This window comes from Streptomyces sp. NPDC096040 (assembly GCF_040303265.1).
Taxonomy (GTDB): domain Bacteria; phylum Actinomycetota; class Actinomycetes; order Streptomycetales; family Streptomycetaceae; genus Streptomyces.
Window position 1 is genome coordinate 1 of the sequence record NZ_JBEOTA010000043.1, and the last position, 26,999, is coordinate 26,999.

22 protein-coding genes are annotated in these 26,999 nt (G+C 72.0%); 5 read left to right on the forward strand and 17 right to left on the reverse strand.

Going from position 1 to position 26,999, the window contains the following annotated elements; all coding sequences use genetic code 11:
- Both ABTY98_RS37390 and ABTY98_RS37395 read left to right on the forward strand, forming a co-directional pair.
- The coding region (locus tag ABTY98_RS37390; protein WP_352225591.1) for a hypothetical protein at positions 1–323 on the forward strand (323 nt) is incomplete at its 5' end.
- Between the two features lie 726 nt (positions 324–1,049).
- Positions 1,050–4,280, forward strand: coding sequence for an SCO5717 family growth-regulating ATPase (locus tag ABTY98_RS37395; protein ID WP_352225592.1), 3,231 nt, complete (start codon positions 1,050–1,052; stop codon positions 4,278–4,280).
- An 83-nt stretch (positions 4,281–4,363) separates the two neighbouring features.
- On the opposite strand, the gene ABTY98_RS37400 is transcribed toward ABTY98_RS37395, so the two are convergent.
- The 9 genes from ABTY98_RS37400 to rimP all read right to left on the reverse strand — a co-directional run bounded on the left by ABTY98_RS37400 (position 4,364) and on the right by rimP (position 16,387).
- Entirely contained in the window at positions 4,364–5,314 is a 951-nt protein-coding gene (locus ABTY98_RS37400) for a bifunctional riboflavin kinase/FAD synthetase (RefSeq protein ID WP_352225593.1), read from the reverse strand.
- Positions 5,315–5,434: 120 nt separating this feature from the next.
- Positions 5,435–9,064: a trypsin-like peptidase domain-containing protein gene (locus ABTY98_RS37405; protein WP_352225594.1), complete on the reverse strand. Its 3,630-nt coding sequence runs from the start codon at positions 9,062–9,064 to the stop codon at positions 5,435–5,437.
- Between the two features lie 248 nt (positions 9,065–9,312).
- On the reverse strand, positions 9,313–10,218 hold the full coding sequence (gene truB / locus ABTY98_RS37410) for a tRNA pseudouridine(55) synthase TruB (protein ID WP_352225595.1): 906 nt from the start codon (positions 10,216–10,218) through the stop codon (positions 9,313–9,315).
- Entirely contained in the window at positions 10,215–10,676 is a 462-nt protein-coding gene (gene rbfA, locus ABTY98_RS37415) for a 30S ribosome-binding factor RbfA (protein WP_352225596.1), read from the reverse strand. Before rbfA ends, truB begins: the two co-directional genes overlap by 4 nt.
- Before the next feature lie 40 nt (positions 10,677–10,716).
- The gene (locus ABTY98_RS37420) at positions 10,717–11,010 is read right to left on the reverse strand and encodes a DUF503 domain-containing protein (protein ID WP_352225597.1); all 294 of its coding nucleotides are present in this window, start codon (positions 11,008–11,010) and stop codon (positions 10,717–10,719) included.
- Between the two features lie 159 nt (positions 11,011–11,169).
- Entirely contained in the window at positions 11,170–14,307 is a 3,138-nt protein-coding gene (infB, locus tag ABTY98_RS37425; RefSeq protein ID WP_352225598.1) for a translation initiation factor IF-2, read from the reverse strand.
- 154 nt (positions 14,308–14,461) lie between these two features.
- Positions 14,462–14,731: a YlxR family protein gene (locus ABTY98_RS37430; RefSeq protein WP_352225599.1), complete on the reverse strand. Its 270-nt coding sequence runs from the start codon at positions 14,729–14,731 to the stop codon at positions 14,462–14,464.
- A 157-nt stretch (positions 14,732–14,888) separates the two neighbouring features.
- Complete coding sequence (gene nusA, locus ABTY98_RS37435; protein WP_352225600.1) at positions 14,889–15,875, reverse strand: transcription termination factor NusA; 987 nt, start codon at positions 15,873–15,875, stop codon at positions 14,889–14,891.
- A 2-nt stretch (positions 15,876–15,877) separates the two neighbouring features.
- Positions 15,878–16,387 (reverse strand): ribosome maturation factor RimP, encoded by a 510-nt coding sequence (gene rimP, locus ABTY98_RS37440; RefSeq protein ID WP_352225601.1) that lies wholly within the window; start codon positions 16,385–16,387, stop codon positions 15,878–15,880.
- A 216-nt stretch (positions 16,388–16,603) separates the two neighbouring features.
- Between rimP and ABTY98_RS37445 the strand changes: the two genes are divergently transcribed.
- The 3 genes from ABTY98_RS37445 to ABTY98_RS37455 are packed head-to-tail and all read left to right on the forward strand — an operon-like array spanning position 16,604 to position 18,509.
- The gene (locus ABTY98_RS37445; RefSeq protein WP_352225602.1) at positions 16,604–17,113 is read left to right on the forward strand and encodes a hypothetical protein; all 510 of its coding nucleotides are present in this window, start codon (positions 16,604–16,606) and stop codon (positions 17,111–17,113) included.
- Complete coding sequence (locus ABTY98_RS37450; protein ID WP_352225603.1) at positions 17,110–17,592, forward strand: ferritin-like domain-containing protein; 483 nt, start codon at positions 17,110–17,112, stop codon at positions 17,590–17,592. The genes ABTY98_RS37445 and ABTY98_RS37450 overlap by 4 nt, the downstream gene beginning before the upstream one ends.
- Positions 17,593–17,615: 23 nt before the next feature.
- Entirely contained in the window at positions 17,616–18,509 is an 894-nt protein-coding gene (locus ABTY98_RS37455; RefSeq protein WP_352225604.1) for an aminoglycoside phosphotransferase family protein, read from the forward strand.
- A 107-nt stretch (positions 18,510–18,616) separates the two neighbouring features.
- Here ABTY98_RS37455 and ABTY98_RS37460 read toward each other — a convergent pair whose 3' ends face one another.
- From ABTY98_RS37460 to dxr, 8 genes are all read right to left on the reverse strand, one after another.
- A complete protein-coding gene (locus ABTY98_RS37460) occupies positions 18,617–18,817 on the reverse strand; it encodes a ferredoxin (protein ID WP_352225605.1) in 201 nt (66 codons plus the stop codon).
- Positions 18,818–18,913: 96 nt separating this feature from the next.
- Positions 18,914–19,450, reverse strand: a complete 537-nt coding sequence (locus ABTY98_RS37465) for a hypothetical protein (RefSeq protein WP_352225606.1) — start codon at positions 19,448–19,450, stop codon at positions 18,914–18,916.
- A gap of 167 nt (positions 19,451–19,617) precedes the next feature.
- Positions 19,618–21,324, reverse strand: coding sequence for a proline--tRNA ligase (locus ABTY98_RS37470; protein ID WP_352225607.1), 1,707 nt, complete (start codon positions 21,322–21,324; stop codon positions 19,618–19,620).
- A gap of 73 nt (positions 21,325–21,397) precedes the next feature.
- Positions 21,398–21,943 (reverse strand): GNAT family N-acetyltransferase, encoded by a 546-nt coding sequence (locus ABTY98_RS37475; RefSeq protein ID WP_352225608.1) that lies wholly within the window; start codon positions 21,941–21,943, stop codon positions 21,398–21,400.
- A gap of 59 nt (positions 21,944–22,002) precedes the next feature.
- Complete coding sequence (locus tag ABTY98_RS37480; protein ID WP_352225609.1) at positions 22,003–22,851, reverse strand: GNAT family N-acetyltransferase; 849 nt, start codon at positions 22,849–22,851, stop codon at positions 22,003–22,005.
- A gap of 194 nt (positions 22,852–23,045) precedes the next feature.
- Positions 23,046–24,203 (reverse strand): flavodoxin-dependent (E)-4-hydroxy-3-methylbut-2-enyl-diphosphate synthase, encoded by a 1,158-nt coding sequence (gene ispG, locus ABTY98_RS37485; protein WP_352225610.1) that lies wholly within the window; start codon positions 24,201–24,203, stop codon positions 23,046–23,048.
- A gap of 170 nt (positions 24,204–24,373) precedes the next feature.
- Positions 24,374–25,678: a M50 family metallopeptidase gene (locus ABTY98_RS37490; protein WP_502994448.1), complete on the reverse strand. Its 1,305-nt coding sequence runs from the start codon at positions 25,676–25,678 to the stop codon at positions 24,374–24,376.
- Complete coding sequence (gene dxr, locus ABTY98_RS37495; protein ID WP_352225611.1) at positions 25,675–26,946, reverse strand: 1-deoxy-D-xylulose-5-phosphate reductoisomerase; 1,272 nt, start codon at positions 26,944–26,946, stop codon at positions 25,675–25,677. The genes ABTY98_RS37490 and dxr overlap by 4 nt, the downstream gene beginning before the upstream one ends.
- Between the last annotated feature and the right edge of the window lie 53 nt (positions 26,947–26,999).

Sequence of the window (26,999 nt, forward strand, 5' to 3'; positions counted from 1 at the left end):
GTGAACCTCTTCTCGTCGGTGAACTGGGCCAGCAGCGGGCCGACACGGCAGTGCAGGAGCCCACAACCGGGCTCAGCTCTCCCCTGCGCTTCCTGCTTCGCGAAGAAGACCCTGCCCTGTTCCACCACGAGGTCCGAGTGCGTCGGGTCGCCGAGCTGGGTGGTGTCGGGTGCCGCTCCGCAGCTCTCCAGCGCGAGCAGCGCGCCTCCGCCGGCGAAGAGTCGCAGATGCCGGCGTCCTTGGTGCCCTTGCGTTCGCTCGGCTGCACCAAGACCGCGGTACGGCCGTCGACGGTGACGTGTCCGCTGGGGGCGCAGAGGTGACCGTCCAGTCGGAGGGGCACCTGGGCCACCGGCAAGGTCCTGGCCAAGGGCGCCGGCACCAGGATCGTCGGCGCCAAAGTAGTACCCGGCGTCGACGACACGTCGTCCAGACCGCAGTCCCCGGCCCGGACGAGGACATCACCAGCGCGCCGCCCACGACCAGCACGACGGCCACGGCGGCCGCGACCGCGCCGGAAAGACGTCCGCGCCGCTTTCTGCGCTCACCGTCGGCGGTCAGCGTGGACTGGGTGTAGATGGATGAAGGTGGGCCGAAGCCGCCCCCTGTGGTACCCGCGCGCAATGTCCCCGTTTCCAGGGCCGGTTCAACTGTGCTCTCGCGAACACACGCTCGCCCTATCCGGCCGTCACCAGGGCATCATGGACATGGTTCACGGTCCCGCATCGGTCAACTGGTGCCCGAACTGACGGTTCTTGCCCGTTTTGTTCATCGATTGTTAGGCAATACGAAAGCTCTGCACGGGAGTTCCGGGCAGGGTGTGACCAGGTGGACTTCCGTATTGAGACCGACGGGCCTGCCGAGGTCCGGCTCCTGGTGATTAGGCTGGGAGGGGGGCGCGACGTCAGGACCGTGAACAAGGCGTCGGTGTCCCGAGGGGGAGAGCCGGTGGATCGGACTACCTCAAACGAATACGGATGCTGAGAACGACACGACATGGTCGTCGCGCCGGCACGGCATGAGGGTGCTCGACCACACCAGGAGGAACTGTGAGCAGCGATCGGGACGGGATCCGCGGGGGCTGGGCCACACCCGGCGAAGACCAGCCCGATGCGGAGTCCGTCAACGAGATGACGGGCGAGTTCACCATCGACTACGCGCCGCCCGCCTGGTACACGCAGAACGCGGCGGGCGGCGCGGGACCGGCCGACGGACCCGGCGGGCCGGGGACGGCTCCGGGTTCGGGTGCCCCGGGTGCCGGCGACCAGTCCGGCGCGGCCGGTGGGACGGGGACTCCGGGCTCCGGTTCCGGTACGACGCCTGCCGCGCAGCCCCGTTCACCGTTTCCACCGGGGACGCCGATTCCTGGGCTGACTCCCCCTCCGCATGCCCAGCAGGGGAGCGGGACGCCGGGTCCCGGGGTCGCGTTCACACCGCCGCCCACCTCGTCTCCCGGGGCGCCTTTCACGCCGCCGCCCACCACCACGCCGGGTGCCCCCTTCACGCCGCCCACCACCACGGCGGGTGCACCCTTCACGCCGCCTGCTTCGACGCCGGGTGCCCCGTCCGCGTCCGCGCCTGCTGCGACGCCCGGGGCGCCGTTCACGCCGCCGCCCACGTCAACGCCCGGAGCGCCGTTCACTCCCGCGCCCACGGCGACGCCGGGAGCGCCTTTCACGCCGCCGCCGACGGCGACGCCCGGGGCGCCCTTCACGCCGCCGCCCACCTCGACTCCGGGTGCGCCCTTCACTCCGCCGCCCACCACCACGCCGGGTGCGCCGTTCACGCCACCGGCGCCGAGCGCGGACGCGGGGGCACCGGCCGCACCGCCGGCGCCGGCCGCCGTGCCGTTCACCCCTGCCGCACCGCCTGCCGACAGTGCGGCCGCCGTGCCGAAGCTGCCGGTCGGATTCGAGCCGCAGCGGCCTGCCGCCGAAGAACCGGCGCCGGAGGCCGAGCCGGAGAACGGTGACCTGGAGAGCGGGGCGACGATGCGGTTCTCCGCCGTCGCGCTGAAGCGTGACATGGCCGAGGCCGCCGAGCAGAGCCTTACCGAGGACGAGGACGAGGACGCGGACGCGGACGAGGGCGAGGGCGAAGCCTACGAAGCCGACGAGGAGAAGCAGAAGGCGGCCGACGTCGTCGCGCTGCTGGTTGACTCCGGTGCCAAGGACGACTCGGACCACGAGGACGAGGCCCCCCTCGACGACGCCGATTCCAGCGGTACGGCCGAGACGGACGAACCTGCCCAGGAAGCCGACCCGGTGGACGACACCGAGGAGGACGAGCCCCAGGACGCTTTCCCCGACACCGACGACGGCGACGACGACGGCGAGAGCGGCGGCCCCGATGACGCCGTAGCCCCCGAGGGCACCGTCGAGCCCGAGGACGCGCCCCCGGCTCCCGAGGCCGCCGTGCCCACCGCCTGGGCTCCCCCGCCGACGCCACCGGCCGCAGTGCCCCCGTTGCCGCCGTCCTACCAGCCCGCGGCCCCCGCACCAGCCGCCCAGTGGCCGGCCCAGCCGGCGCCCGGTCAGCCGCAGCCCCAGCCGGCGCCCCCGCAGGGGCCCGCCGACGTGCCCGGGCAACAGCCGACGTTCCATCCGCAGGCACCGCAGCCCGCGCCGGCCGCCTGGAACCAGCCTCCGGCCCAGCAGCCTGGCGCCCCCGTCCCGCCGCAGCCGGCACCGGGCGCCTACGGCTTCCCCCAGCCCCCGGCACCCCCGGCTCCCCCCACCGCACAGCCACAGCCCGCCGCCCCCGACGCCCAGGGCGGTTACGGCTACCCCGGCGCCCCCGTGCCCCAGGCGCCCGCGCCGGGCGGTTACGGCTTCCCGCAGGCTCCCCAGGACCCGCGCGCAGCCCAGCCCGCCCGGCCCCCCGTTCCGGCCCCGCACCCCGAGCAGCAGGACCCGCGTGCGCCGCAGGCCCCCCAGCCCCCGGTCGACCCGCGTGTCGGTGCCGCCTGGCCGCAGCCCATGCAGCACGACCAGCGGCAGATGACCAACCCCGGTGCCGCGCCGCTGGGTTACACCGCGGCCGTGGAGCTGTCGTCCGACCGGCTGCTCAACAACAAGAGGCAGAAGGCGAAGAGCGGCCGGCCCACCGCCGCGTCCTCCCGGTTCAAGATCGGCGGGAAGAAGGAGGAGGCCGAGCGGCAGCGGAAGTTGGAGCTGATCCGCACGCCCGTGCTGTCCTGCTACCGGATAGCGGTGATCAGCCTCAAGGGCGGTGTCGGCAAGACCACCACGACCACCGCGCTCGGCTCCACCCTCGCCACCGAACGCCAGGACAAGATCCTCGCCATCGACGCCAACCCGGACGCCGGCACGCTCGGCCGCCGGGTCCGCCGCGAGACCGGCGCCACCATCCGTGACCTGGTCCAGGCGATCCCGTACCTCAACTCCTACATGGACATCCGGCGGTTCACCTCGCAGGCCCCGTCCGGCCTGGAGATCATCGCCAACGACGTCGACCCGGCCGTCTCGACCACGTTCAACGACGAGGACTACCGGCGCGCGATCGACGTGCTGGGCAAGCAGTACCCGGTCATCCTCACCGACTCCGGCACCGGTCTGCTCTACAGCGCCATGCGCGGTGTGCTCGACCTCGCCGACCAGCTGATCATCATCTCGACGCCGTCGGTGGACGGTGCGAGCAGCGCCAGTACGACGCTGGACTGGCTGTCCGCGCACGGGTACGCCGACCTCGTGTCGAGGTCGATCACCGTGATCTCCGGAGTCCGGGAGACCGGAAAGATGATCAAGGTCGAGGACATCGTGGCGCACTTCGAGACGCGCTGCCGGGGTGTCGTGGTCGTCCCCTTCGACGAGCATCTCTCCGCCGGTGCCGAGGTCGACCTCGACATGATGCGGCCGAAGGTGCGCGAGGCGTACTTCAACCTCGCGGCGATGGTCGCCGAGGACTTCGTACGACACCAGCAGATGCACGGTCTGTGGACCAGCGACGGCAACCCGCCGCCGGTCGCCGCCCCGCCGATGCCGGGTCAGCCGCTGCCGGGCCGGCAGTACGCCCCGCCGCCGGCTCCGGGCCAGCAGCAGCCGTACGCACCGGGACAGCCGTACCCGCAGCAGCCGTACCCGCAGCAGCCAGGACAGCCGTATCCCCCGCAGGCGCAGCCTCAGCCGGGCTACGGCTACCCGCAGCCCGGCGCCCAGCCCCCCGCTCCCCCGGCCCAGCAGCCCGGCGGCTATGGCTTCCCGCAGCAGCCGCCCCGGCCCCAGGAACCGCCGCAGCCGCCCCAGCAGCCGCAGCAGTAGCCGAAACGCCGAAGGGCGGCCGGTGCCTCACCGCACCGGCCGCCCTTCGGCGTTTGGACGAATCCTCTGGCTGAACCCTCTGGTCAGGCGTTCTCGGCCGCCACCAGTTCCCGGCAGCGTTTGACGTCGTCGGCCATCTGCTCCAGCAGCGCGTCGAGCGACTCGAACTTGGCCTGGCCACGGACGTAGGCCAGGAAGTCGACGGCGACATGCAGGCCGTACAGGTCAAGGCCGACGCGGTCGATGGCGTACGCCTCCACCGTGCGCTCGGTGCCGTCGAACTGCGGGTTGGTGCCGACGGAGATCGCCGCCGGCATCACCTCGCCCTGGGCGTGCAGATAGCCGGCGTAGACGCCGTCGGCGGGGATGGCGGTGTGCGGCAGGGTCTCCACGTTGGCGGTGGGGAAGCCCAGCTCACGGCCGCGCTGGGCGCCGCGTACGACCACGCCCTCCACCCGGTGCGGGCGGCCCAGGATCTCGCGGGCGCCCGCCATGTCGCCCGCGGCGACCAGACGCCGGGTCAGGGTCGAGGAGAACGGCTCGCCGCCGCCCGCCTCGCCGCGCACGAACAGGTCGACGACCTCGACCTCGAAGTCGTAGACCTTGCCCTGCTCGGCGAGGAACTCGACGTTGCCCGCGGCCTTGTGGCCGAAGCGGAAGTTGGGGCCCTCGACGACGGCCTTGGCGTGCAGCTTGTCGACCAGCACCTTGACCACGAACTCGGCCGGCGACAGCCGCGAGAACTCGGTGGTGAAGGGCAGGATCAGCACCGCGTCCACGCCCAGCTCCGCCATCAGCTCGGCGCGGGTGTGGTGCGGGGCGAGCAGCGGCGGGTGGCTGCCGGGGCGGACGACCTCGCTGGGGTGCGGGTCGAAGGTGACGACGACGGCCGGAATGCCCAGCTCACGGGCTCGGTCCACGGCATGCCGGATGATCAGCTGGTGACCGCGGTGCACCCCGTCGTAAGAACCGATGGTGACGACGCTGCGCCCCCAGTCCTCGGGGATGTCCTCCAAGCCACGCCAGCGCTGCACTGTGACCGCTCCTCGAACCTGTGTCCGTTGTCCGTCTTACGCAGGTCTAAGGGTGCCATGTTTGCCGGACCCGTCTCACACCGGCACGGTCGCTGTGATCTGGCGCACGCCTCCATCGCCTCATGCGGGCACCCGGACACCGGCCAGGTTCCCGAGCATCCGCCGGGTGCTCGGCCCCACCACCGCGGCCCATTCCTCCGGGGTGTCGCTGAGCCAGCGGGCCATCAGGGCGGCGAATCCGGGCACGTGCCGGCCCAGGTCGACCAGTCCGCGGTCGAATCGGGTCGCCCCGTCCGGGGTGCGGACCAGCAGCAACCCGGTGCGCCTGACCAGCTCACGCATCTGGTCACCGTCGTCCTCGCGCTGCACGGCGGCCGCGTGCAGCAGCGCGTCGAGGACGCCCGGGTCCCGCTCGTGGGCGAGCAGGAACTCCAGGAGTTCCCGGCGCAGCGGTCGCGAGGCGGGGGTGCCGACCGCGCCCAGTACGGTCGCGAGGGCCGCCCGTACCGGCTCGGGGCCGCCGTGGAGCAGTCCGGTGACCAGCGGCAGCAGGACGGCACGGGCCCCGGCGCCCTGGTCGAGACGGCGCTCGACGAACCCGGCCACCTGACCCGCCGTTTCCGGCCGCAGTTCGACGGCCTCAAGGACCAGCTCGGTGACCCGGTGGGCGAGGGCCGGGGTGGTGACGTCGGCGAGGGCGCGCAGCACCTGCCCGGCGCCCGGCCCGCGCAGCCGGGCACGGAAGGCCTCCAGGACGTCGTCGGGGTGGGTGGCCAGGGCGGGGACCAGGGCGCTCGGCGGGAGCTGTGGGTCACCGGTGGCGAAGTGGCTTAGGGCCTGAGGGAGATGGCGGGCCCGGGTCCGCGGGTCGCGGACCAGCAGGGCGAGGGCGCCGCCGTGCAGGGTGCAGTCGGCGGGGCGGGCGAGCAGGGCGAGCGCGGCGTAGCGGAGCAGTTCCCGGTCGGGCTCGCTGCGTACGTGCGGGGCGGCGCGCAGCCCATAGGCCACGGCGGCCACCCGGCGGGCCGGGCGCTCGTCGTGCGCCCAGCGGTCGACGGCCCGGCACACCGCGGACGGCTCGTCCTCGGCGAGCACGGCGAGCAGTTCGTCGCCCCGCCGGTGCGCGGCGTCGACCAGTACCTCGGTCAGATCGTCCAGCGCCCGGTGCCGGTGGGTGTGCAGCAGCGCCTGCGCCGCGGTCGCCACGGTGGCGTGCGGCATCGCAGGCAACGGCCGCTCGTCGTCGAACCACCGGGTGAGATACGGCTGTACGGCGGTGGGGTCGGCGGCGAGCAGCCGGGCGACGGCGTCCAGGTGGCGCGGGACCGTGCCCTCGGCCTCCTCCGCCGTGGGCCGGGCCCCGAACCGCCCGACGCCCGCGGTCTCCGGCAGCGGCTCGTCCGCGAGCACGAGCCTCCGCAGCAGTTCGAACCGTTCGGCGTCGGGCAGGGCGAGCGCGGTCCAGAAGTCCGGCCCGAACTCGGTGGGCGCGGTGCGTTGCCTGCCCACCACACGGTCGGCGAGCAGCCGCAGCACCCCGGTGTACGGCGTGGCGTCGGGCAGCCGGAGCAGGGTCTGGGTGAGCAGCCGCGCGGCCCACCAGGAGGCGGGGTCGAGGTCGAGGGCATGCGCCAACTCGTTCAACCGTGGGGCGAGTTGGGGTGGTCCGTACTGACGGTCGAGGAGCAGCAGGGCCTGGACGACGGGGCCGACCCGGTGGTGCGGGACGGGCAGGGGGTGGGCGGTCTCGGGGGTCCGGGCGCGGTGGACGAGGGCATGCAGAGCCTCGTCCAGGTCCAGGTGCATGCCCTGGATCCAGTCGGCCAGCTCCTCGTGGGCGAAGCGGTAGCCATCGCCCGCCGGGACCAGCAGGCCCTCGGTGAGCACGGCGGAGGCCCAGCCCGAGCCGCCGCCGAGGTGGGCCGGGACGGGCCCCCAGGGGAACACCGCCTCGAACGACTCCCGGTCCAGGTCCCCCTGGCCGGGCCCCAGGCTGCGCCGGGCGGCCTCGTGCACCTGGCCGGAGACGCGGGCGGCGAGCCGTCGTACGGCCGTACCGCGCAGGCCGTTCTCGGCGGCCAGCCGGACCGCGATACGCAGGCACATCAGGTCCAGGTAGGCGGCGAAGACGTCGTGCCGGTCGATCGGGCCGTCGGCGGGGGCGTCCGGGAGGGCGGCGCGGACCTCGGAGAGCAGGCGCAGGGCGAGGGGGTGGCGGGCGTCGCGGTCGGTGAGGGCGCCGTCGGGCACGCCGTAACGGGAGCGAGCGCGGCGCGCCTCGTCGGGGGTGAGGTCGGTCAGCCGGACGCAGGAGGGGTCACCGGTGCCCCGGTGCAGCAGTTCGGGCGGGAACTCGGTGCCGGCCCGCTCCCAGTACTCATCGCGGCAGGCGACGAGAAGCCGGGCGCCGGTGTCACGCAGCCACTCGGCGGTACCCGCGGTCCAGGCGGAGAGCCGGTGGGCGAGGACCGGTGGCATCTCCTCCGGGCCGTCCAGCAGGAGGAGGAGGGGGCGCCCGGCCCGGGTGGCCAGCCGGGCCAGTCGTTCCACGGTGAGTTCGCCCAGGTCGCCCGGGAGTTGGGAGCGGGAGGCGGCGACGATCCGGACCGCGCGCTCCAGGGAGCGGCGGGCCGCGTCGGCCAGCGAGTCGTCGGCGTCCTTGAGGTCGGCGCCGCGGAGCCAGAGGGTGGGGGCGGGGTGCGCCTCGCGGTTGCGGCGGGCGGCGAGGGCGGCGAGTTCGGTGGTGCGGCCGGTGCCGGGTGCGCCGACGAGGGCCAGGACGGTGCCGGTGCCGGTGCCTTCGGCGAAGGTCGACAGCTCGTTTGAGGTTGCCGATCGTTCGACCGGTTGCACGGGGTCGGTGGATTCCGCGGAGAGTGCCGCGGCAGGTGAGAGTGGGGCTGCGGGTGCGTGGGGGCTGGTCGCGCAGTTCCCCGCGCCCCTTTGGGGCGCCCCAGTGCGGGGGGCTTTGCGGCCGATGTAGCCGGCCAGGGCGCCCGGGGGGCCGTCCTGGCCTACCGATGTGGCTGTCAGTTCCAGGATGCCCGCGAGGTTGAGGTCGGTGCCGTACGCCGGGACGGTCGCGGCGTTGCGGGTGAGCAGGTCGGCCAGGGGGGCGCTGTCCGGATGGTGGAGAGAGACGGCGAAGCCCACGTCTCGTTGGCCGGACTGAAGGGCTGTGCCCAGGACGCCGAGGACCGCGCCGGTCTCCGCGTCAAGGACCGGGCCGCCGGCCGCCCCGCCGCCGAGGCGCAGGGCGTCCCGGCCGGCCGTGCCGATCGCCAACTCCAGGGCGTCGTCGAGGAGATGGAAGCGGTCGGTGGCGGTGTACGTCACCGGGGTCGCGGCCAGCACCCGGGCCTCGCGCCAGCGGTCGGCGGCGATCCGGACGTAGGTTCCGGTCGGGATCCGCTCCCGTACCGTGATCGGCAGCGGGTCCACGCAGAGGCCCTCGGTGCGGATCAGGGCCAGGTCGTGGGCGGGCAGCGGGGTGACCGCGTCCGCGTCGACCACGCAGGTGCGGTCCCCGGCGGCGTGCAGCGCGATCCGGGCGAGCCCGTCGACGGCCTCGTGGCTGGTGACGAGCGTGCCGTGGTGGTCGGCGAGGAAGCCGGTGCCGCGTGGGCGGCCGGCGAGGTCGCGTACCCGGACCAGCCGGTCGTCGAGTACCGGCCAGGTGTCCTGCCGCGTCTCCCGCGTACCGTCCGCCGTGCGGCGACCGCTCCCGGTCCGCGGGCCCCGTCCCGCCATGATCGAACCTCCCTGACCGTACATCCGTGCCCTTGTCTGAGACGCTAGGCGCGAAATGATCAGCGGGACAGAGCGGGTGGCGAACGCGCCCCCCTCCGCTCCCCCGGTTCACTCCGAGCGCCTGCTCGGTCGGGTGAATAGCCAGGGACGGGTGGATACACCCTAGGGGTGGGGGAACCGAGGGGGGACCGTGGAGCGGTGGCGGCGACAGACCCCGTGGTCGCCGCTCCACGGGCACACCGGGTGGCTCAGCCGAACACGGCGAGGCTCTTGGCCTTGCCCTTCTGCTCCTCGACGAGCACGAGGAAGCGCCCGCCGGGATCGAACACGGCGACGGGACCGGCGCCGGCGTACTGCTCGGGCATGTCGATCCGCACCCCGTTGGTGAGCAGCCCGGCCCGTCTGGCGTCGACGTCCCAGCGCGGGAACGCGGCTCCGGCCGCCTCGGCGATCGGCATCACGGTCAGCTCCTGCTGGAGCTGGTCGAGGGTGCGCGCCGAGTCCAGCTTGTACGGTCCGACGCGGGTCCGGCGCAGCGCGGTGAGATGGCCGCCGACGCCCAGGTCGGCGCCCAGGTCGCGGGCGAGGGCGCGGATGTAGGTGCCGGAGGAGCAGACGACCGAGACGACCAGGTCGAGCACGGCGGTGCCGTCCTCGGCGACGGCGTCCCGGACGTCGTACACCGTGAACGACGAGACGGTCACCGGCCGGGCCGGGATCTCGAAGTCCTCGCCCGACCGGGCACGCTTGTACGACCGTACGCCGTCGATCTTGATGGCGCTGACCTTGGACGGCACCTGCATGATGGAGCCGGTCAGCTTGGCGATGCCGGTGTCGACGGCCTCGCGGGTGACCTTGGAGGCGTCGGTGGACGAGGTGATCTCGCCCTCGGCGTCGTCCGTGAGCGTGTTCTGCCCGAGGCGGACGGTCCCCAGGTACTCCTTCTCGGTGAGGGCGAGATGCCCGAGGAGCTTGGTCGCCCGCTCGATGCCGAGGACGAGGACGCCCGTGGCCATCGGGTCGAGGGTGCCGGCGTGCCCGACGCGCCTGGTGCGGGCGATGCCCCGCATCTTGGCGACGACGTCGTGCGAGGTGAAGCCCGACGGCTTGTCGACGATGACAAGGCCGTCGGGCGGGGTGGGCTTGCTGGTCATTCGGTGGCGTCGTCCGTCTCGTCGGCCTCGTCCTCGGAACCCGGCTTCCTGTACGGGTCCGCGTCACCGGCGAAGGCGGCGCCCGCGGAGACCTCGCGGACCTTCGCGTCGGACTGCCGTGCCTTGTCGAGGAGGTCCTCGATGGTCTTGGCGGTGTCGGGGAGGGCGTCCGCGACGAAGGTCAGGGTCGGCGTGAACTTCACGCCCGCCGCCGCGCCGACCGCCGAGCGGAGCACGCCCTTGGCGCTCTCCAGGCCCGCGGCGGCCGCGGCCCGCTCCTCGTCGTCGCCGTACACCGTGTAGAAGACGGTCGCCTCCCTGAGGTCACCCGTGACCCGGGTGTCCGTGATGGTGACGTGGGTGCCGAGCCGCGGGTCCTTGATCCCGCGCTGCAGCTTCTGGGCCACCACCTCTCGGATGAGGTCCGCCAGCCTCTTGGCACGCGCGTTGTCGGCCACTGGTCCGTCTCCCGTTCTTTCTTCTTTGTCGTTCTCAGGTCTAGTCGTCGTCGCCGTGGAAGCGCCGTCGGACGGACAGCAGCTCCACCTCGGGGCGGGCGGCGACCAGCCGTTCGCACCGATCGAGTACGTCGGTCAGGTGCGCGGCGTCGCCGGAGACCAGGGCAAGGCCGATACCGGCCCTGCGGTGGAGGTCCATGTGGTCCACCTCGGCCGCGCTCACGGCGAACTTCCGCTGGAGTTCGGCGACGATCGGGCGGACGACGGAGCGTTTCTCCTTCAGCGAGTGGATGTCGCCCAGGAGGAGGTCGAAGGACAGAGTCCCCACGTACATGTATGTAACCGGTTCACCCGCCGGTACGGGATCGATGGCCCTGTCAGGAACGGTACCCCGTCCCCGCCGGGGGCTCGACCGACTTTCCCGGCCGCGGACGGGCGGGAAAAGTGCTGGCCGACGGAACCGAAGTCCCGTCGGCCAGCACCAACCGTTGGCTTACACCCGCGGCTTCTCGCGCATCTCGTACGTCGCGATGACGTCGTCGATCTTGATGTCGTTGAAGTTTCCGAGGTTGATACCGCCCTCGAAGCCTTCGCGGATCTCGGTGACGTCGTCCTTGAAGCGGCGCAGACCATCGATGTTGAGGTTCTCCGCGATGACCTTGCCATCGCGGACCAGGCGCGCCTTGGTGTTGCGCTTGACCTCGCCGGAGCGGATGAGAACACCCGCGATGTTGCCCAGCTTGGACGACTTGAAGACCTCGCGGATCTCCGCCGTACCGAGCTCGACCTCTTCGTACTCCGGCTTGAGCATGCCCTTGAGGGCCGCCTCGATCTCCTCGATCGCCTGGTAGATGACCGAGTAGTAGCGGACGTCCACGCCCTCGCGCTCGGCCATCTGCGCCGCGCGGCCTGCCGCGCGGACGTTGAAGCCGATCACGATGGCGTCCGAGCCCATCGCCAGGTCGATGTCCGACTCCGTGACCGCACCGACGCCGCGGTGCAGGACGCGGATGTCGACCTCTTCGCCGACGTCCAGCTGGAGCAGGGAGGACTCGAGAGCCTCGACGGAACCAGAAGCGTCACCCTTGATGATGAGGTTGAGCTGCTGGACCTCGCCGGCCTTGAGCACCTTGTCCAGGTCCTCGAGGGAGACGCGGCGCGTGCGCTTGGCGAACGCGGCGTTGCGCTCACGGGCGGCACGCTTCTCGGCGATCTGACGGGCCGTACGGTCCTCGTCGACCACCAGGAAGTTGTCGCCCGCCCCCGGGACGTTGGTCAGACCCAGGACCTGGACCGGCGTCGCGGGTCCGGCCTCGGCGACGTTGTTGCCGTTGTCGTCGAGCATGGCGCGGACGCGACCGTAGGCATCGCCCACGACCATCGTGTCGCCGACCCGCAGGGTGCCTCGCTGCACGAGGACCGTCGCCACGGCACCGCGGCCGCGGTCGAGGCGGGACTCGATCGAGATGCCCTGCGCGTCCTGGTTCGGGTTGGCCCGCAGGTCGAGCGAGGCGTCGGCCGTCAGGATCACGGCCTCCAGCAGGGAGTCGATGTGCAGACCCTGCTTGGCGGAGATGTCGACGAACATCGTGTCGCCGCCGTACTCCTCGGCCACCAGCCCGTACTCGGTGAGCTGACCGCGCACCTTGGTCGGGTCGGCGCCCTCGACGTCGATCTTGTTGACCGCGACGACGATCGGGACATCGGCCGCCTTGGCGTGGTTGAGCGCCTCGACCGTCTGCGGCATGACACCGTCGTTGGCCGCGACGACCAGGATCGCGATGTCGGTCGACTTCGCACCACGGGCACGCATGGCGGTGAACGCCTCGTGACCCGGGGTGTCGATGAAGGTGATCTTGCGCTCTTCGTCGTTGACCTCGGTGGAGACCTGGTAGGCACCGATGTGCTGGGTGATGCCGCCGGCCTCGCCCGCGATGACGTTCGTCTTGCGGATGGCGTCGAGCAGTCGGGTCTTACCGTGGTCGACGTGACCCATGACGGTGACGACCGGCGGACGGACCACCAGGTCGTCCTCGTCGCCCTCGTCCTCGCCGAACTCGATGTCGAAGGACTCGAGCAGCTCGCGGTCCTCCTCCTCGGGGCTGACGATCTGGACCGTGTAGTTCATCTCGCCGGCGAGGACCTCAAGGGTCGCGTCGGAGACGGACTGCGTGGCCGTGACCATCTCGCCGAGGTTCATCATGACCGCGACGAGGGACGCCGGGTTGGCGTTGATCTTCTCCGCGAAGTCGGTGAGCGACGCGCCGCGGGAGAGACGGATGGTCTCGCCGTTGCCGCGCGGCAGCATCACGCCGCCGACGCTCGGGGCCTGCATGGCCTCGTACTCCTGGCGACGCTGCCGCTTCGACTTGCGACCACGGCGCGCCGGACCGCCGGGACGGCCGAAGGCACCCTGCGTGCCACCACGGCCGCCGGGACCGCCCGGACGACCGCCGAAGCCGGGACGACCGCCGCCGCCACCAGCACCGGGACCGCCGCCGAAGCCGCCGCCACCGCCGGGACCGGCCGGACGACCGGCGAAGCCGCCGCCACCGCCCGGACGGGCGCCACCGCCGCCGCCTCCGGGACGACCGGCGAAGCCGCCGCCTCCGGGACGACCGGCGCCGCCGCCGGGACGACCCGCACCGCCGGGACCGCGACCGCCGCCGCCCCCACCGGGGCCGGGACGCGGGCCGGCAGCGGGACGCTGCGGCATCATGCCGGGGTTGGGACGCGGACCCGCCGAACCGCCGCCGGGACGCGGACCGCCCTGCGGACGGGGCATGCCGGACGGGCTCGGACGGGAACCGCCGGGAGCCTGGGGACGCGGACCGCCGCCCTGGGCGCCGGACGCCTGCGGACGGGGGGCACCGCCGGGACCGCCGGGGCCGGGACGCGCGCCGCCGCCCTGCGGGCGCGGGGCCTGCGGGCGGGCCATGCCGGTGGAGCCACCGGAGGTGAAGGGGTTGTTGCCCGGACGCGGACCGGCCGGACGGGCACCGCCCGGACGGGGGGCGCGCTCGGGACGCTGGCCGCCCTGACCCGGACGGGCCTGGCCCTGACCGGGGGCGGGACGACCGCCGGGGCGCGGGGCGCCCTGGTTCGGACGAGGTGCACCACCGGGACGCGGGCCCTGTGCGGCGGCCGGGCTCGGCTGCTGCGGGGCGGCCGGAGGCGCCGGCGGGGCCGTGAACTCGGGCGCGGCCGGAGCCGGACGCGGTGCGGGCTTCGGGCCCGGACGCGGGCCGGAGGCGGCCGGCGCGGGGGTGACCGGAGCCGGAGCCGAGGGCGCCTCCGAGGCCGAGGCCGGAGCCGCGGGGGCGGGCGCCGCAGGGGCCGGCGGCTGCGGGGCGGCCGGACGCGGGGCGCCCGGCTTGGGGGCACCCGGACGTGCCGCCTGCGCCGGAGAGGGCGCGGCGGGCCTGGGGGCAGCCTTGCGCGGGGCGGGCTTGCCGGCGGACTTGCCGTTGCCACCGCCCTGGAAGGCGTCAGTCAGCTTGCGTACAACGGGCGCCTCGATCGTCGAGGACGCCGAACGGACGAATTCACCGAGTTCCTGGAGCTTGGCCATGACGGCCTTGCTCTCAACCCCGAACTCCTTGGCGAGTTCGTATACCCGGACCTTAGCCACTTCGCTCCTTTTAGGTCCGGGTGTGTCCGGACCGTCGCTACTTCATGGGCGTACTCATCGCGTGCTCATCGAGTGCTCATCGCAATCTCGACCTACTTCCAACTCGCGGGGTACCAGAGCCGCACGGACGTTCCGTACGACGCTTCTTACGGTGTTACTGCTCGACGTGGGGGCGCAACGCCTTTACGTCCAGCGGACCCGGGACGCGGAGCGCCCTCGGGAGTGCCCGGCGGCGCACCGCCTGGTCCAGACAGACCTGGACGGGGTGTACGTATGCACCCCGGCCGGGCAGCGTACCGCGAGGATCGGGGACACATTCGTCCTCGACCGCCACGATCCGCAGCAGTTCGGTCTTGGCCGCTCGCTGCCTGCACCCCACACAGGTGCGCTCAGGGCATGCGCGGGCACGCGTCCGGCCAGACACTCCTAAGTCTACCTCCCCGTAGCGACCTCACCCCTTCGGGGCAAAGATCGAACGGCTGTTGTCGTAATCCAAGCGACCTGCGGCTTGGAACTATTCCCCCCGCCCGGGTGAACCCCCGACGAGCGCGAGAGTGATCCGGGGCGAGGGCGAGAGTGATTTACTCGGACACCTGTTCGGTATCCGGTCGGATGTCGATCCGCCAGCCGGTGAGCCGGGCGGCGAGACGGGCGTTCTGTCCCTCTTTGCCGATCGCCAGTGACAGCTGGTAGTCGGGCACGGTCACCCGGGCCGACCGGGCCGCCAGGTCCACGACCTCCACCTTGGAGACCCGGGCCGGCGACAGCGCGTTCGCCACCATCTCGGCCGGGTCGTCCGACCAGTCGACGATATCGATCTTCTCGCCGTTCAGCTCGCCCATGACGTTGCGGACACGGCCGCCCATGGGGCCGATGCAGGCGCCCTTGGCGTTCAGGCCCGAACGGGTGGAGCGGACCGCGATCTTCGTCCGGTGACCGGCCTCGCGGGCGATGGCGGCGATCTCGACGGAGCCGTCGGCGATCTCCGGCACCTCCAGGGCGAAGAGCTTCTTCACCAGGTTCGGGTGTGTGCGGGACAGCGTGACGGAGGGTCCGCGGACGCCCTTGGCCACCCTGACGACGTACGAGCGCAGCCGCATCCCGTGCGGATAGGTCTCGCCGGGGACCTGCTCCTGCACCGGCAGGATGGCCTCCAGCTTGCCGATGTCGACGAGCACGTTCTTCGGGTCACGGCCCTGCTGGACCACGCCGGTGACGATGTCGCCCTCCCGGCCGGCGTACTCGCCGAGCGTGGCGTCGTCCTCGGCGTCGCGGAGCCGCTGCAGGATGACCTGCTTGGCGGTGGTGGCGGCGATCCGCCCGAAGTCCGACGGGGTGTCGTCGAACTCGCGTGGCTCCTGCCCCTCCTCCAGGTCCTCGGGGTCCTCCTTCGCCCACACGGTCACGTGCCCGGTGTTCCGGTCGAGCACCACGCGTGCGTGGCGGCGGCTTCCCTCGGTGCGGTGGTACGCGATGAGGAGGGCCGACTCGATCGCCTCGACCAGCAGGTCGAAGGAGATCTCCTTCTCCCGAACCAAGCCCCGCAGGGCGCTCATGTCGATGTCCACGGCTACGCCTCCTCCTCTTCCTTCATGTCCTTCTTGTCCTTGCGGTTGAACTCGACCTGCACGCGGGCCTTGTCGATCTGGGCGAAGGCGAGTCTGCGGGAGGTGGCCTTGCGGCCCTTCACGCCGGGCACTTCGAGGTCGACGCCCTCGTCGTCGACGTCCAGGATTCTGGCGACCAGTTCCCCGCCCTCGGCCAGCTGGAACCGCACCAGGCGGTCCACGGCACGCGTGTAGTGCCGGTGTTCGGTGAGGGCGCGCTCCGCGCCCGGGGTGCCGACCTCGAGGGTGTACTCGCCCTCGCCCATCGCGTCGCTCTCGTCGAGCCTCGCCGAGAGCTCACGGCTCACATCGGCGATCTGGTCCAGGTCGGCCCCGGTGTCCGAGTCGACGACCACGCGCAGTACCCGCTTGCGTCCGACGGAGTCCACGGCGATCTCTTCGAGATCCAGGCTCTGGGCGGTGACGAGCGGTTCCAGGAGCTCTCGCAGCCTCTCGCTCTGGGTCGTGCTCATCCGGGTGACTCCTCGGCCGCGTGTGCTGTTGTGGGATGGGTCGCGTGTCTGGTCAAAGGGTATCCGGTCGCAGAGAGTGTTGCCGTCCACCCGGGTACGGACGGTGCCGATGAGTGGCTTCGGACAGGTGCGCGGGTACGGTGATCACCGGCGGGTCCGTCCCGTGCCCCATTCCTTTCGCGTTTCTTCGTATCCAGCTCCCCGAGGACGTCTGCCGTGCCGTTCCCCCCGCCGTCGCGTACCCCTAGGGGAGTACGCAGAAGGAGCCTGATCGTCTCGGCGGCGTCGGCCGCCATGCTGGCGGGCTGCTCCGCCGGCCCCGACTCCGCCGGCAGCGGCGGCGGCACGTCCGTAGCCGCGCGGGCACGCGCGCGTGCGGCCCGGGACAGCGAGGGGCTGCTTGGGCAGTACGACGCCGTCCTCGCCGCCCACCCCGGGCTCGCGGAGCGGCTGCGACCGCTGCGGGCACAGGTGGCGGCACATGTGGCGGCCTTCACGGAGGGCGCGGCGGCCCCGGCTTCGGCCACGGCGTCCGCGTCGGCCTCCCCGACGGTCCCGGCCGACGAGAAGTCCGCGCTCGCCGCGCTCGCCGCCGCCGAGCGCGGCCTCGCCGACCGGCGGGCCAAGGCACTGCTGGACGTGCCCGGCGAACTGGCGCGGCTGCTGGCCGGGGTGGCGGCGGCCGGATCCGCGCACGCGTACCTGCTGACGGAGGGTGGCAAGTGAGCGACGAGGCCGAGTCCGGGGTGCTCAAGGCGCTCCAGGCGGCACTGGCGGCCGAGCACGCGGCGGTCTACGGGTACGGCGTGGTCGGCGGCCGGATCGGGGCGCAGCGGCTGGCCGAGGCCCGCTCGGCGTACGACGCGCACCGGGCCCGCCGGGACGCGCTGGCCCGCGAGGTGCGGGACCTGGGCGCCGCGCCCGTCGCCGCGAGCGCGGCGTACGCGCTGCCGTTCGCCGTCACCGATTCGGCGACGGCCCTGCGGCTCGCCGCCGATCTGGAGGAGCGGGTGGCCGACGTGTACTCCGACCTGGTCCGGGCATCCTCCGGCGAGCGGCGCGGGTCGGCGGCCGGGGCGCTGCGGGAGGCCGCGGTGCGGGCGGTGCGGTGGAGCGGGCAGAGCGTAGCCTTCCCTGGGCTCGCCGAGCGGGACGCGCCGCTGGGCCGGGCCGGTGCCTCGGCCTCGCCTTCGGCGACTCCCTAGATCAGGAAAGGAACGACTCGCGTATGGCTTTCGAACCGCCGCGGCGCCTGGTGAAGGCGCTCGGTGAGACGGCGCCGGACGCTGACGAGTGGCTGGAGCAGCTGCCGCGCGCGCTGGAACAGGCCGTCGCGCTACGCGAGTTGACCGTGGAGCGGGTGCAGGTGCCGGGCGGACGCAGCAGCGTCGTCCTGCTGGTGCGGCGGGCGGACGGGACACCGGCGGTGCTGAAGCTGGCGCCGCGGCGGGCCCGGCCGGAGAGCGAGGCCGCCGCGCTGGCGCACTGGGGCGGCCTGGGTGCCGTACGGCTGCTGGACGCGGATGCGGCCGACGGGGTGCTGCTGCTGGAGCGGCTGCATCCGGAGGTGTCGGTGCGGTCGCTGCCCGAGGCTAAGGCGTTGCTGGAGGCGGCGGCGACGCTGCGGCGGTTGTGGGTCGACCCGCCCCAGGGGCCGGTCTTCGAGACGGTGGCGGAACGGACGGGCCGACAGGCCACGGCGATGCGGGCGTCCGCCGGCCTTGAGGTGACGCCGCTGGTCGACGCGGCGCTCGTGGCCCGGGACGAGCTGCTGACCGCGCCGCCTGAGCGGCAGTTGCTGCATGGAACGTTTCGGCAGAGCAAGGTGCTGGCCGGGGAGCGGCTGCCGTGGCTGGCGGTGGGGCCGGATCCGGTGGTCGGGGAGTGTGCGTTCGATCTGGCGCGGCTGGTGCGGGATCGGGTGGAGGACCTGATCGCCTCGCCGTCGGGGGCGGCGATCACCCGGCGGCGGATCAGGCGGCTCGCGGAGTCGCTCGAGGTGGATCAGGAGCGGTTGCGGGGGTGGACGTTGTTTCGGGCGGTGGAGTCGGGGGTGCGGGCGCTTCGCGTGGGGCGGCCGAAGGATGCCGAACTGTTGCTGGAATTCGCGGGGTGGCTTTAGACGGCCGGTTCGGGGACTTCGGTCGTCGCCGGGCTACCGGCCCGTCGTGGCTGGTCGCGCCCTCGCGGCGGAGCCGCACATCAATACAGCCCCGCGCCCCTGGGGAATCACCCTTCCCTCAGTTTCAAGGCCAGGACCGGGCAGTCCGCCGCTGCCCTCCGGGCTCGTTTTCTTGCGCGGGGTGGGACGGGCTTGCCGTCGACGACGGGGTAGCCCCATTCGTCAAGGGCGATGTGCTCGGGGAGCAGCTCTGCGCACAGGCCGTGGCCCTGGCAGGACGTCAAGGCGATGTCGATGTGCTGGTCCATGTCAGATCCGCTCGGTGGGGACGGGCAGCAGGGGTGCGTGGTCGGTCGCGGTGCACGCCCCGTGGGCGTGGGCGTCCAGTTCGGTCGTGAACGTCGTCAGCGCGCTGCGGACCAGAGGACCGTGCCGTCGGGGTGGTGGCAGGCGCCTCGGCCCTCGACCAGGCCCGCCCAGCGGGAAATGCCGGCGCGGGCGGTGCCCTGGGGGCCGGGCACGGCCAGGGGCGGTGCCGAGGGCACGCCACTCGGCGGCGGCCTTCCTGCGCGGGACGAGGGCGGCCATGACGCCCCCGAGGTGGAGTCGGTGGAGCTCGATCCGCTGCCCGAGGTGAGACCGTCGGAGGAGGACTGGAGGTCCGAGGAGGAGCTCGAGGACGAGTCGGAGGACTTCGAGGAGCTTGAGTCGCTCGAAGAGCTGGACGAGGAACCGTCCTTGCCGGAGCTTGAGTTGGAGCTGGTGCTCGATGTCTTCGTACCGGTGCCGCTGCCGGCGGTCGTGTCGGCGTCCGACTGCATGGTGCCGACCAGGGCGAACACCCCCGCCGCCGCCAGGGCCGCCGTGCGCCGGGTCCCCCGGCGGACCTTCGCGGCCGCCCCCTGCTCCCCCTGTTGCCTGCGCAGCACTCTCTCGGTCATGGCCGATCCCCTCCTGCGTGACTCTCTGTCACGCATTACGTTCGGGTATCGGCCTGAGAGACGTCTGTGAGGCTCCCATACGGAGCGGAAGAACTCTCTGAGACGTTCCTGAAAAGGCGCGACGGCCACCGGTGGGTCACCGGCGGCCGTCGGAAAGGGAGTTGGGGTCAGCCGGCGCTGAGCCGGGCGATCGCCTCGTCCACCGTCAGTTCCTCGCGCTCGCCCGTCCTGCGGTCCTTGAGCTCCAGGACGCCCTCGGCGGAGCGGCGGCCCGCGATCAGGATCTGCGGTACGCCGATCAGCTCGGCGTCCGTGAACTTCACGCCCGGGGAGACCCCGGCCCGGTCGTCGACCAGGACGCGCAGCCCGGCCGCCCGCAGCTTCTCGGAGACGTCCAGGGCGAGTTCGGTCTGCAGCGCCTTGCCGGCGGCGACCACGTGCACGTCGGCCGGGGCGACCTCGCGGGACCAGACCAGGCCCTTCTCGTCGGCGGTCTGCTCGGCGAGAGCGGCGACGGCGCGCGAGACGCCGATGCCGTAGGAGCCCATGGTGACGCGGACCGGCTTGCCGTTCTGGCCGAGGACGTCGAGCTTGAGCGCGTTGGTGTACTTCTGGCCCAGCTGGAAGATGTGACCGATCTCGATGGCGCGGTCCAGCTTGAGGCCGGTGCCGCACTTCGGGCAGGGGTCGCCGTCCTGCACGACGACGACGTCGACGAACTCGTCGACCTCGAAGTCACGGCCGGACACCACGTTCTTGGCGTGCGTGCCCGCCTTGTTGGCGCCGGTGATCCAGGAGGTGCCGGGGGCCACGCGCGGGTCGGCGATGTACTTCACCTTCTCGCCGAGGCCCTGCGGGCCGACGTAGCCGCGGACCAGGTCGGGACTGGCGGCGAAGTCGGTCTCGGTGACCAGCTCGACGGCGGCCGGCGCGAAGTGCGCCTCGACCTTGCCCATGTCGACCTCGCGGTCGCCCGGGACGCCGACGGCCACGATCTCGCCGTCGACCTTCACCAGGAGGTTCTTCAGGGTGGCGGAGGCGGGCACGCCGAGGTGGGCGGCGAGGGTCTCGATGGTCGGGGTGTCCGGGGTCGGGATCTCCTCGAGCGCGGGCACGTCGGTGGCGTCGACCGGCTTCAGCTCGTAGGTGATCGCCTCGGTGTTGGCCGCGAAGTCGCAGTTCGGGCAGTCGGCGAAGGTGTCCTCGCCGGCCTCGGCCGGGGCCAGGAACTCCTCCGACTTCGAGCCGCCCATGGCGCCGGCGGTGGCGGCGCAGATGCGGTAGTCGAGGCCGAGGCGCTCGAAGATCCGCTGGTAGGCCGCGCGGTGCAGGGCGTAGGAGTGGGCGAGGCCGTCGTCGTCCAGGTCGAAGGAGTAGGAGTCCTTCATCAGGAACTCACGGCCGCGCAGGATGCCGGCCCGCGGACGCGCCTCGTCCCGGTACTTGTTCTGGACCTGGTAGAGGATGACCGGCAGGTCCTTGTAGGAAGACGCCTGGTCCTTCACCAGGAGGGTGAAGATCTCCTCGTGGGTCGGGCCGAGGAGGTAGTCACCGCCCTTGCGGTCCTGGAGGCGGAACAGCTCGGCGCCGTACTCCTCCCAGCGGCCGGTCGCCTCGTACGGCTCCCGGGGCAGAAGGGCCGGGAGCAGCACCTCCTGGGCGCCGATCGCGTCCATCTCCTCGCGGACGACCCGCTCCACGTTGGACAGCACCTTCAGGCCGAGGGGCAGCCAGGACCAGATACCGGCCGCCGTACGGCGGACATAGCCGGCGCGGACGAGGAGCTTGTGGCTGAGGACCTCGGCGTCCGCCGGGTCGTCGCGCAGCGTCTTCGCCATCAACTGGGACATGCGCTGGACCGGTGCGTTCGCCATGGTTCTCGTACTCCTGCCGGGAAAGGTTGATGGCTAGGAGGTTAGCCGGGCTTGCTGTGCCGGTGGAAATCCGTTAACGGCGACCGCTTCCTCCGCGGCGCAGGGGCAGCGGGGCGCCCATCACCGCGTACGGCTTCGGCGCGCTCGGGAAGTGGACCTGGCGGGCGAGGTCCACATAGCCGAGGGAGTGGTACAGGCCGCGGGCCGGGCTGTCGGTGTCGATCGCGGAGAGGATCGAGCGGGGCTCGGTGGCGCCGTCGGTGATCGTCGTGATCAGCCGACGGCCGATGCCGCGGTTCTGGTGGCGGGGGTGCACATGCAGCTCGGTGATCACGAAGGAGTCGTCGAGCCAGTCGGCGTGGCCCTGGGCACGGAGGTAGGGCTCCACGACGGTGGACCACCAGTGGGTGCGGCTGTTCGGCATGCCGTAGACGAAGCCGACGAGCAGACCGTCGGCAGTCGCGCCGAAGGCCCTTGCTCCGGGGTACTGCATGTGACGCACGACGATCTGACGGCGTACGGCTACCTCGTCGGGTCCCAGGCCGAAGGCGATCGCTTGGACCGCCAGGGCCTCGTCCACATGGGAGATGAGGTCCAGGGGGCCGATCACGAGGTCCATGTGGGGAGGGTACAGGGAGGTTCCGGTTGCTGCCCCTGGCGCCTGTCGCGGGCGAACCGTCAGAACAGGACGCTCATGAACGCGCCGACTTCCTTGAAGCCCACCCGCAGATATGTCCTTCTCGCGGCCGTGTTGAAGTCGTTCACATAGAGGCTGACCACCGGGGCCACGTCGGCCAGGGCGTAGCGCAGCACCGCCGCCATGCCGGGGGCCGCGAGGCCCATGCCCCGGTACTCGGGGGCCACCCACACGCCCTGGATCTGGCAGGCCTCCGATGTCGCCGCGCCGATCTCCGCCTTGAAGACCACCCTGCCGCTGTCGTCGAGCCGGGCGAACGAGCGGCCGGAGCCGACGAGTTCGGCGACCCTCGCTTGGTAGAGGAGGCCGCCGTCGCCGGCCATCGGGGAGACGCCCACCTCCTCGGTGAACATCGCCACGCACGCCGGCATGATCGTCTCCATCTCGTCCTTGCGGATACGGCGGACGTACGGATCCGGAGCGATGTCGGCGGGCATCCGGTCGGTGACCATCAGGGGCTGGTGGGCGCGGACTTCGCGGGCCGGCCCCCAGTGTGGTTCAAGGAGGCGCCACAGCGGGGCGGTGGCTTCGCTGGGGCCGACGATCGAGGAGCAGCGGCGGCCGGCCCGGCGCGCACGGTCGGCGAAGGCGCGGATCGCGCGCGGAGTGGCGCAGATCGGGACGAGGTTGGCGCCGGCGTAGCAGAGGGACGTGAGCATGCCGTCCTCGTACCAGCCCCACATCTCGCCGCCGAGGCGCCAGGGGTCGAGGCCGGCCACCTGGACACGCGAGGTCACGAAGGCGTTCGTGACCGGCTCGCGGTCGAGTACGGCGAGCGCGGCGTCCAGGTCACTCGGTTCGAGCACCCGTGAGGTGGTCTGCGTCAACACGTGCGGGGCCTCACGCTGAGGGGTTCTGCTGATCTCCGCACTGTACCTGCGGAAGCTTGGCCGTGCCGCCCCGTGTGGGTGACCGTTGGCTCGCGGGTGCGCTCGGCTCCGGTCCCGCCGCTGGGGGCTGCCGCCCCCGGACCCCCGCTTCGGCCTGAACGGCCTCGTCCTCAAACGCCGGACGGGCTGTTCTGTTACCCGGCGACCGAAATCGAAGGCTCCCCCGAAGCCACGCCCTCCGCCTCCATCTGTTCGGCCAGCTTCATGGCCTCCTCGATGAGGGTCTCGACGATCTTGGACTCGGGGACGGTCTTGATGACCTCGCCCTTGACGAAGATCTGGCCCTTGCCGTTGCCGGAGGCGACGCCGAGGTCGGCCTCGCGGGCCTCGCCGGGGCCGTTCACGACGCAGCCCATGACCGCGACGCGCAGCGGGACCTCCATGCCGGTCAGGCCCGCCGTGACCTCCTCGGCCAGCTTGTAGACGTCGACCTGGGCGCGGCCGCAGGACGGGCAGGAGACGATCTCCAGGCCGCGCTGCTTGAGGTTGAGGGACTCCAGGATCTGGTTGCCGACCTTGACCTCCTCGACCGGAGGTGCCGACAGGGAGACCCGGATGGTGTCGCCGATGCCCTGGGAGAGCAGCGCGCCGAAGGCGACCGCCGACTTGATGGTGCCCTGGAAGGCCGGGCCCGCCTCCGTCACACCCAGGTGCAGCGGGTAGTCGCACTGCGCGGCCAGCTGCTTGTACGCCTCGATCATCACGACCGGGTCGTTGTGCTTGACGGAGATCTTGATGTCCCGGAAGTCGTGCTCCTCGAAGAGGGACGCCTCCCACAGGGCCGACTCGACCAGGGCCTCGGGGGTCGCCTTGCCGTACTTCTGGAGCAGCCGGCGGTCCAGGGAGCCGGCGTTGACGCCGATGCGGATCGGGGTGCCGTGGTCCTTGGCGGCCGCCGCGATCTCCTTGACCTTGTCGTCGAACTGCTTGATGTTGCCGGGGTTCACCCGGACCGCCGCGCAGCCGGCCTCGATGGCGGCGAAGACGTACTTCGGCTGGAAGTGGATGTCCGCGATGACCGGGAGCTGGGACTTCTTCGCGATCGTGGCGAGGGCGTCGGCGTCGTCCTGGGTCGGGCAGGCCACCCGCACGATCTGGCAGCCGGACGCGGTGAGCTCGGCGATCTGCTGAAGGGTGGCGCCGATGTCCGACGTACGGGTCGTGGTCATCGACTGGACCGAGACCGGGGCGTCTCCGCCGACCGCCACGGAGCCGACCTGGATCTGCCGGCTCTTCCGGCGTTCGGCGAGCTTGGTCGGAACGGACGGCATGCCGAGAGAAATCGCAGTCATCTGCTGTGCAACCCCAAGTCGTGGATCTAGGTCCAGGTCCCGTCGAAAGCGGGTTCCAGACTCCGAGATTACGGCACCGGGCAGGCCGCGGGCACATCCCCTACCCGTAAACCCACTCGATGGAAGCGACCCGGAACACAGTGTTCCGGGCCGCTTCGAACGTCGTATGGCTACGAGATTTTCACGGGGTTAACCACGTCGGCGATCAGCACGAGGATCGTGAAGCAGATGAACACGCCCGCCACCACATAAGCCACCGGCATCAGCTTCGCCACGTCGAACGGGCCGGGGTCCGGGCGGCGCAGTACCCTCGCCAGGTTCCGGCGCAGTGACTCCCACAGGGCGCCCGCGATGTGCCCGCCGTCCAGCGGGAGCAGCGGGAGCATGTTGAAGAGGAACAGGGAGAGGTTGAAGCCGGCCACCAGCATCAGGGCCATGGCCAGCTGCTGGGTGGGCGGGATGTCGAGGGTGAAGATCTCGCCGCCGACCCGTGCCGCGCCGACCACGCCCATCGGGGAGTCCGGCTGGCGGGGGGCGCCGTCGAAGGCCGCGTTCCAGAGGGCCGGGATCTTGCCGGGGAGGCCGGCGATGGAGTCGACGGCCTCGCCGAGGCGGTCGCCCATCCAGGTCACCGACTCGCCGAGGTCCTGGCGGACGATGCCGCTGGCGGCGCTGAAGCCGAGGAAGCCCGCGGTGACGTACTGGCCCTGGACGATCTGGCCGCTGGAGTCCTTCTTGGCGACCTGGTTGGTGGCGATCTTCGCGTGCAGGGTGACGTCCTGGCCCTTGCGGTCGACGACGATCGCGACGTCCTTGCCAGGGGTGGCGCGGATCAGGTCGGAGAGCTGGTTCCAGCTGGTGGTCTGCACCCCGTTGAAGGAGAGGATCTTGTCGCCGGCCTTCAGGCCCGCGGCGGCGGCCGGGGAGGCGGCGTCGGTCTTCTTGCAGCTGTCGCGGTTCTCGCTCTGGGCGATCACGCACTGGGAGACCGAGCTGACGGTGGTGGTCTGCTGGCTGATGCCGAAGCCCATCAGGACCGTGAGGAACAGCGCCACCGCGAGGATGAGGTTCATGAAGGGGCCCGCGAACATCACGATCACCCGCTTCCAGGGGGCGCGTGTGTAGAAGAGGCGGGTCTCGTCGCCGGGCTGGAGCTCCTCGAAGGCGGCCGAGCGGGCGTCCTCGATCATGCTGCGCCAGGGAGAGGTGGAGCGCGCGGTGATCCGGCCGTCGGCGCCCGGCGGGAACATGCCGATCATGCGGATGTAGCCGCCGGCCGGGATGGCCTTGAAGCCGTACTCGGTGTCGCCCTTGCGCCGCGACCAGATGGTCGGGCCGAAGCCGACCATGTACTGCGGGACGCGGATGCCGAAGAGCTTGGCGGTGGAGAGATGCCCCAGCTCGTGCCAGGCGATCGAGACCAGCAGGCCGATCACGAAGACGACTATGCCGAGGATCATCATCAGGGCTGTCATGCACGGGCCTCCGCGGTCGCCTTCAGTGCTGCCAGTTCCCGGGCCCGGGCGCGCGCCCAGGTCTCCGCTTCGAGTACGTCCGGCACGGTCAGCGAAGTTCCCGTACGAGGGGTGCCGTGCTCTTCGACCACGCGCGTGACGGTCTCCATGATGCCGTTGAAAGGCAGCAGACCGCTGCGGAAGGCCTCGACGCACTCCTCGTTGGCCGCATTGAACACCGCCGGGGCGGTGCCTGCGAGCTCTCCGACGTGCCGGGCGAGGTTCACGGAGGGGAAGGCTTCGTTGTCCAGCGGGAAGAACTCCCAGGTGGAGGCCTTGCTCCAGTCGAAGGCGGGGGCCGCGTCGGGGACCCGTTCGGGCCACCCGAGACCGATGGCGATCGGCCCCCGCATGTCGGGGGGCGTCGCCTGCGCGATCGTGGAACCGTCCGTGAACTCGACCATCGAGTGGACATACGACTGCGGGTGCACGACCACCTCAATCCGGTCGAAGGGAATGTCGTAGAGGAGGTGTGCCTCGATGACTTCGAGGCCCTTGTTGACCAGGGTCGCGGAGTTGATCGTGATGACCGGTCCCATCGCCCAGGTGGGGTGGGCGAGCGCCTCCTCGACGGTCACCCGGGCCAGGTCGGCCTTGGTGCGGCCCCGGAAGGGTCCTCCGGACGCCGTGACGACCAGTTTGCGGACGTCGGCCCTCGTCCCCGCCGCCAGTGCCTGGAAGAGCGCCGCGTGCTCGGAGTCGACCGGGATGATCTGGCCGGGCTTGGCCAGCGCCTTGACCAGCGGGCCGCCGACGATCAGCGACTCCTTGTTGGCGAGCGCGAGGGTGCGGCCCGCCTCCAGGGCGGCGAGGGTCGGGGCGAGGCCGATGGAGCCGGTGATGCCGTTGAGGACGGTGTGGCTGTCGGAGGCGGCGAGCTGGGTGGCCGACTCCGGGCCGGCGATGATCTCGGGGAGCGGCTCACCGGCGCCGTAGCGACCGGTCAGGGCCTCGCGCAGCGCCGGTACTACATCCTCGCGGGCGACCGCGACGGTCCGTACCCGCAGCCGGTGCGCCTGCTCGGCGAGGAGGGCGACCCGGCCGCCGTTGGCGGACAGGGCGGTGACCCGGAAGCGGTCGGGGTTGCGCAGGACGAGGTCGATGGCCTGGGTGCCGATGGATCCGGTGGAGCCGAGGATCACCACGTCCTTGGGGCCGTCGCCCGCGAGCGGGTCGTACACGAGGTGCGGGTCGGCGAGGGGGGCCGGACTGGCAGGACTGTCGGTCATCCCCCCATTGTGGCCGCAACCGGTGGCCCGGAGGACAGCGCGTCCCTCACGCG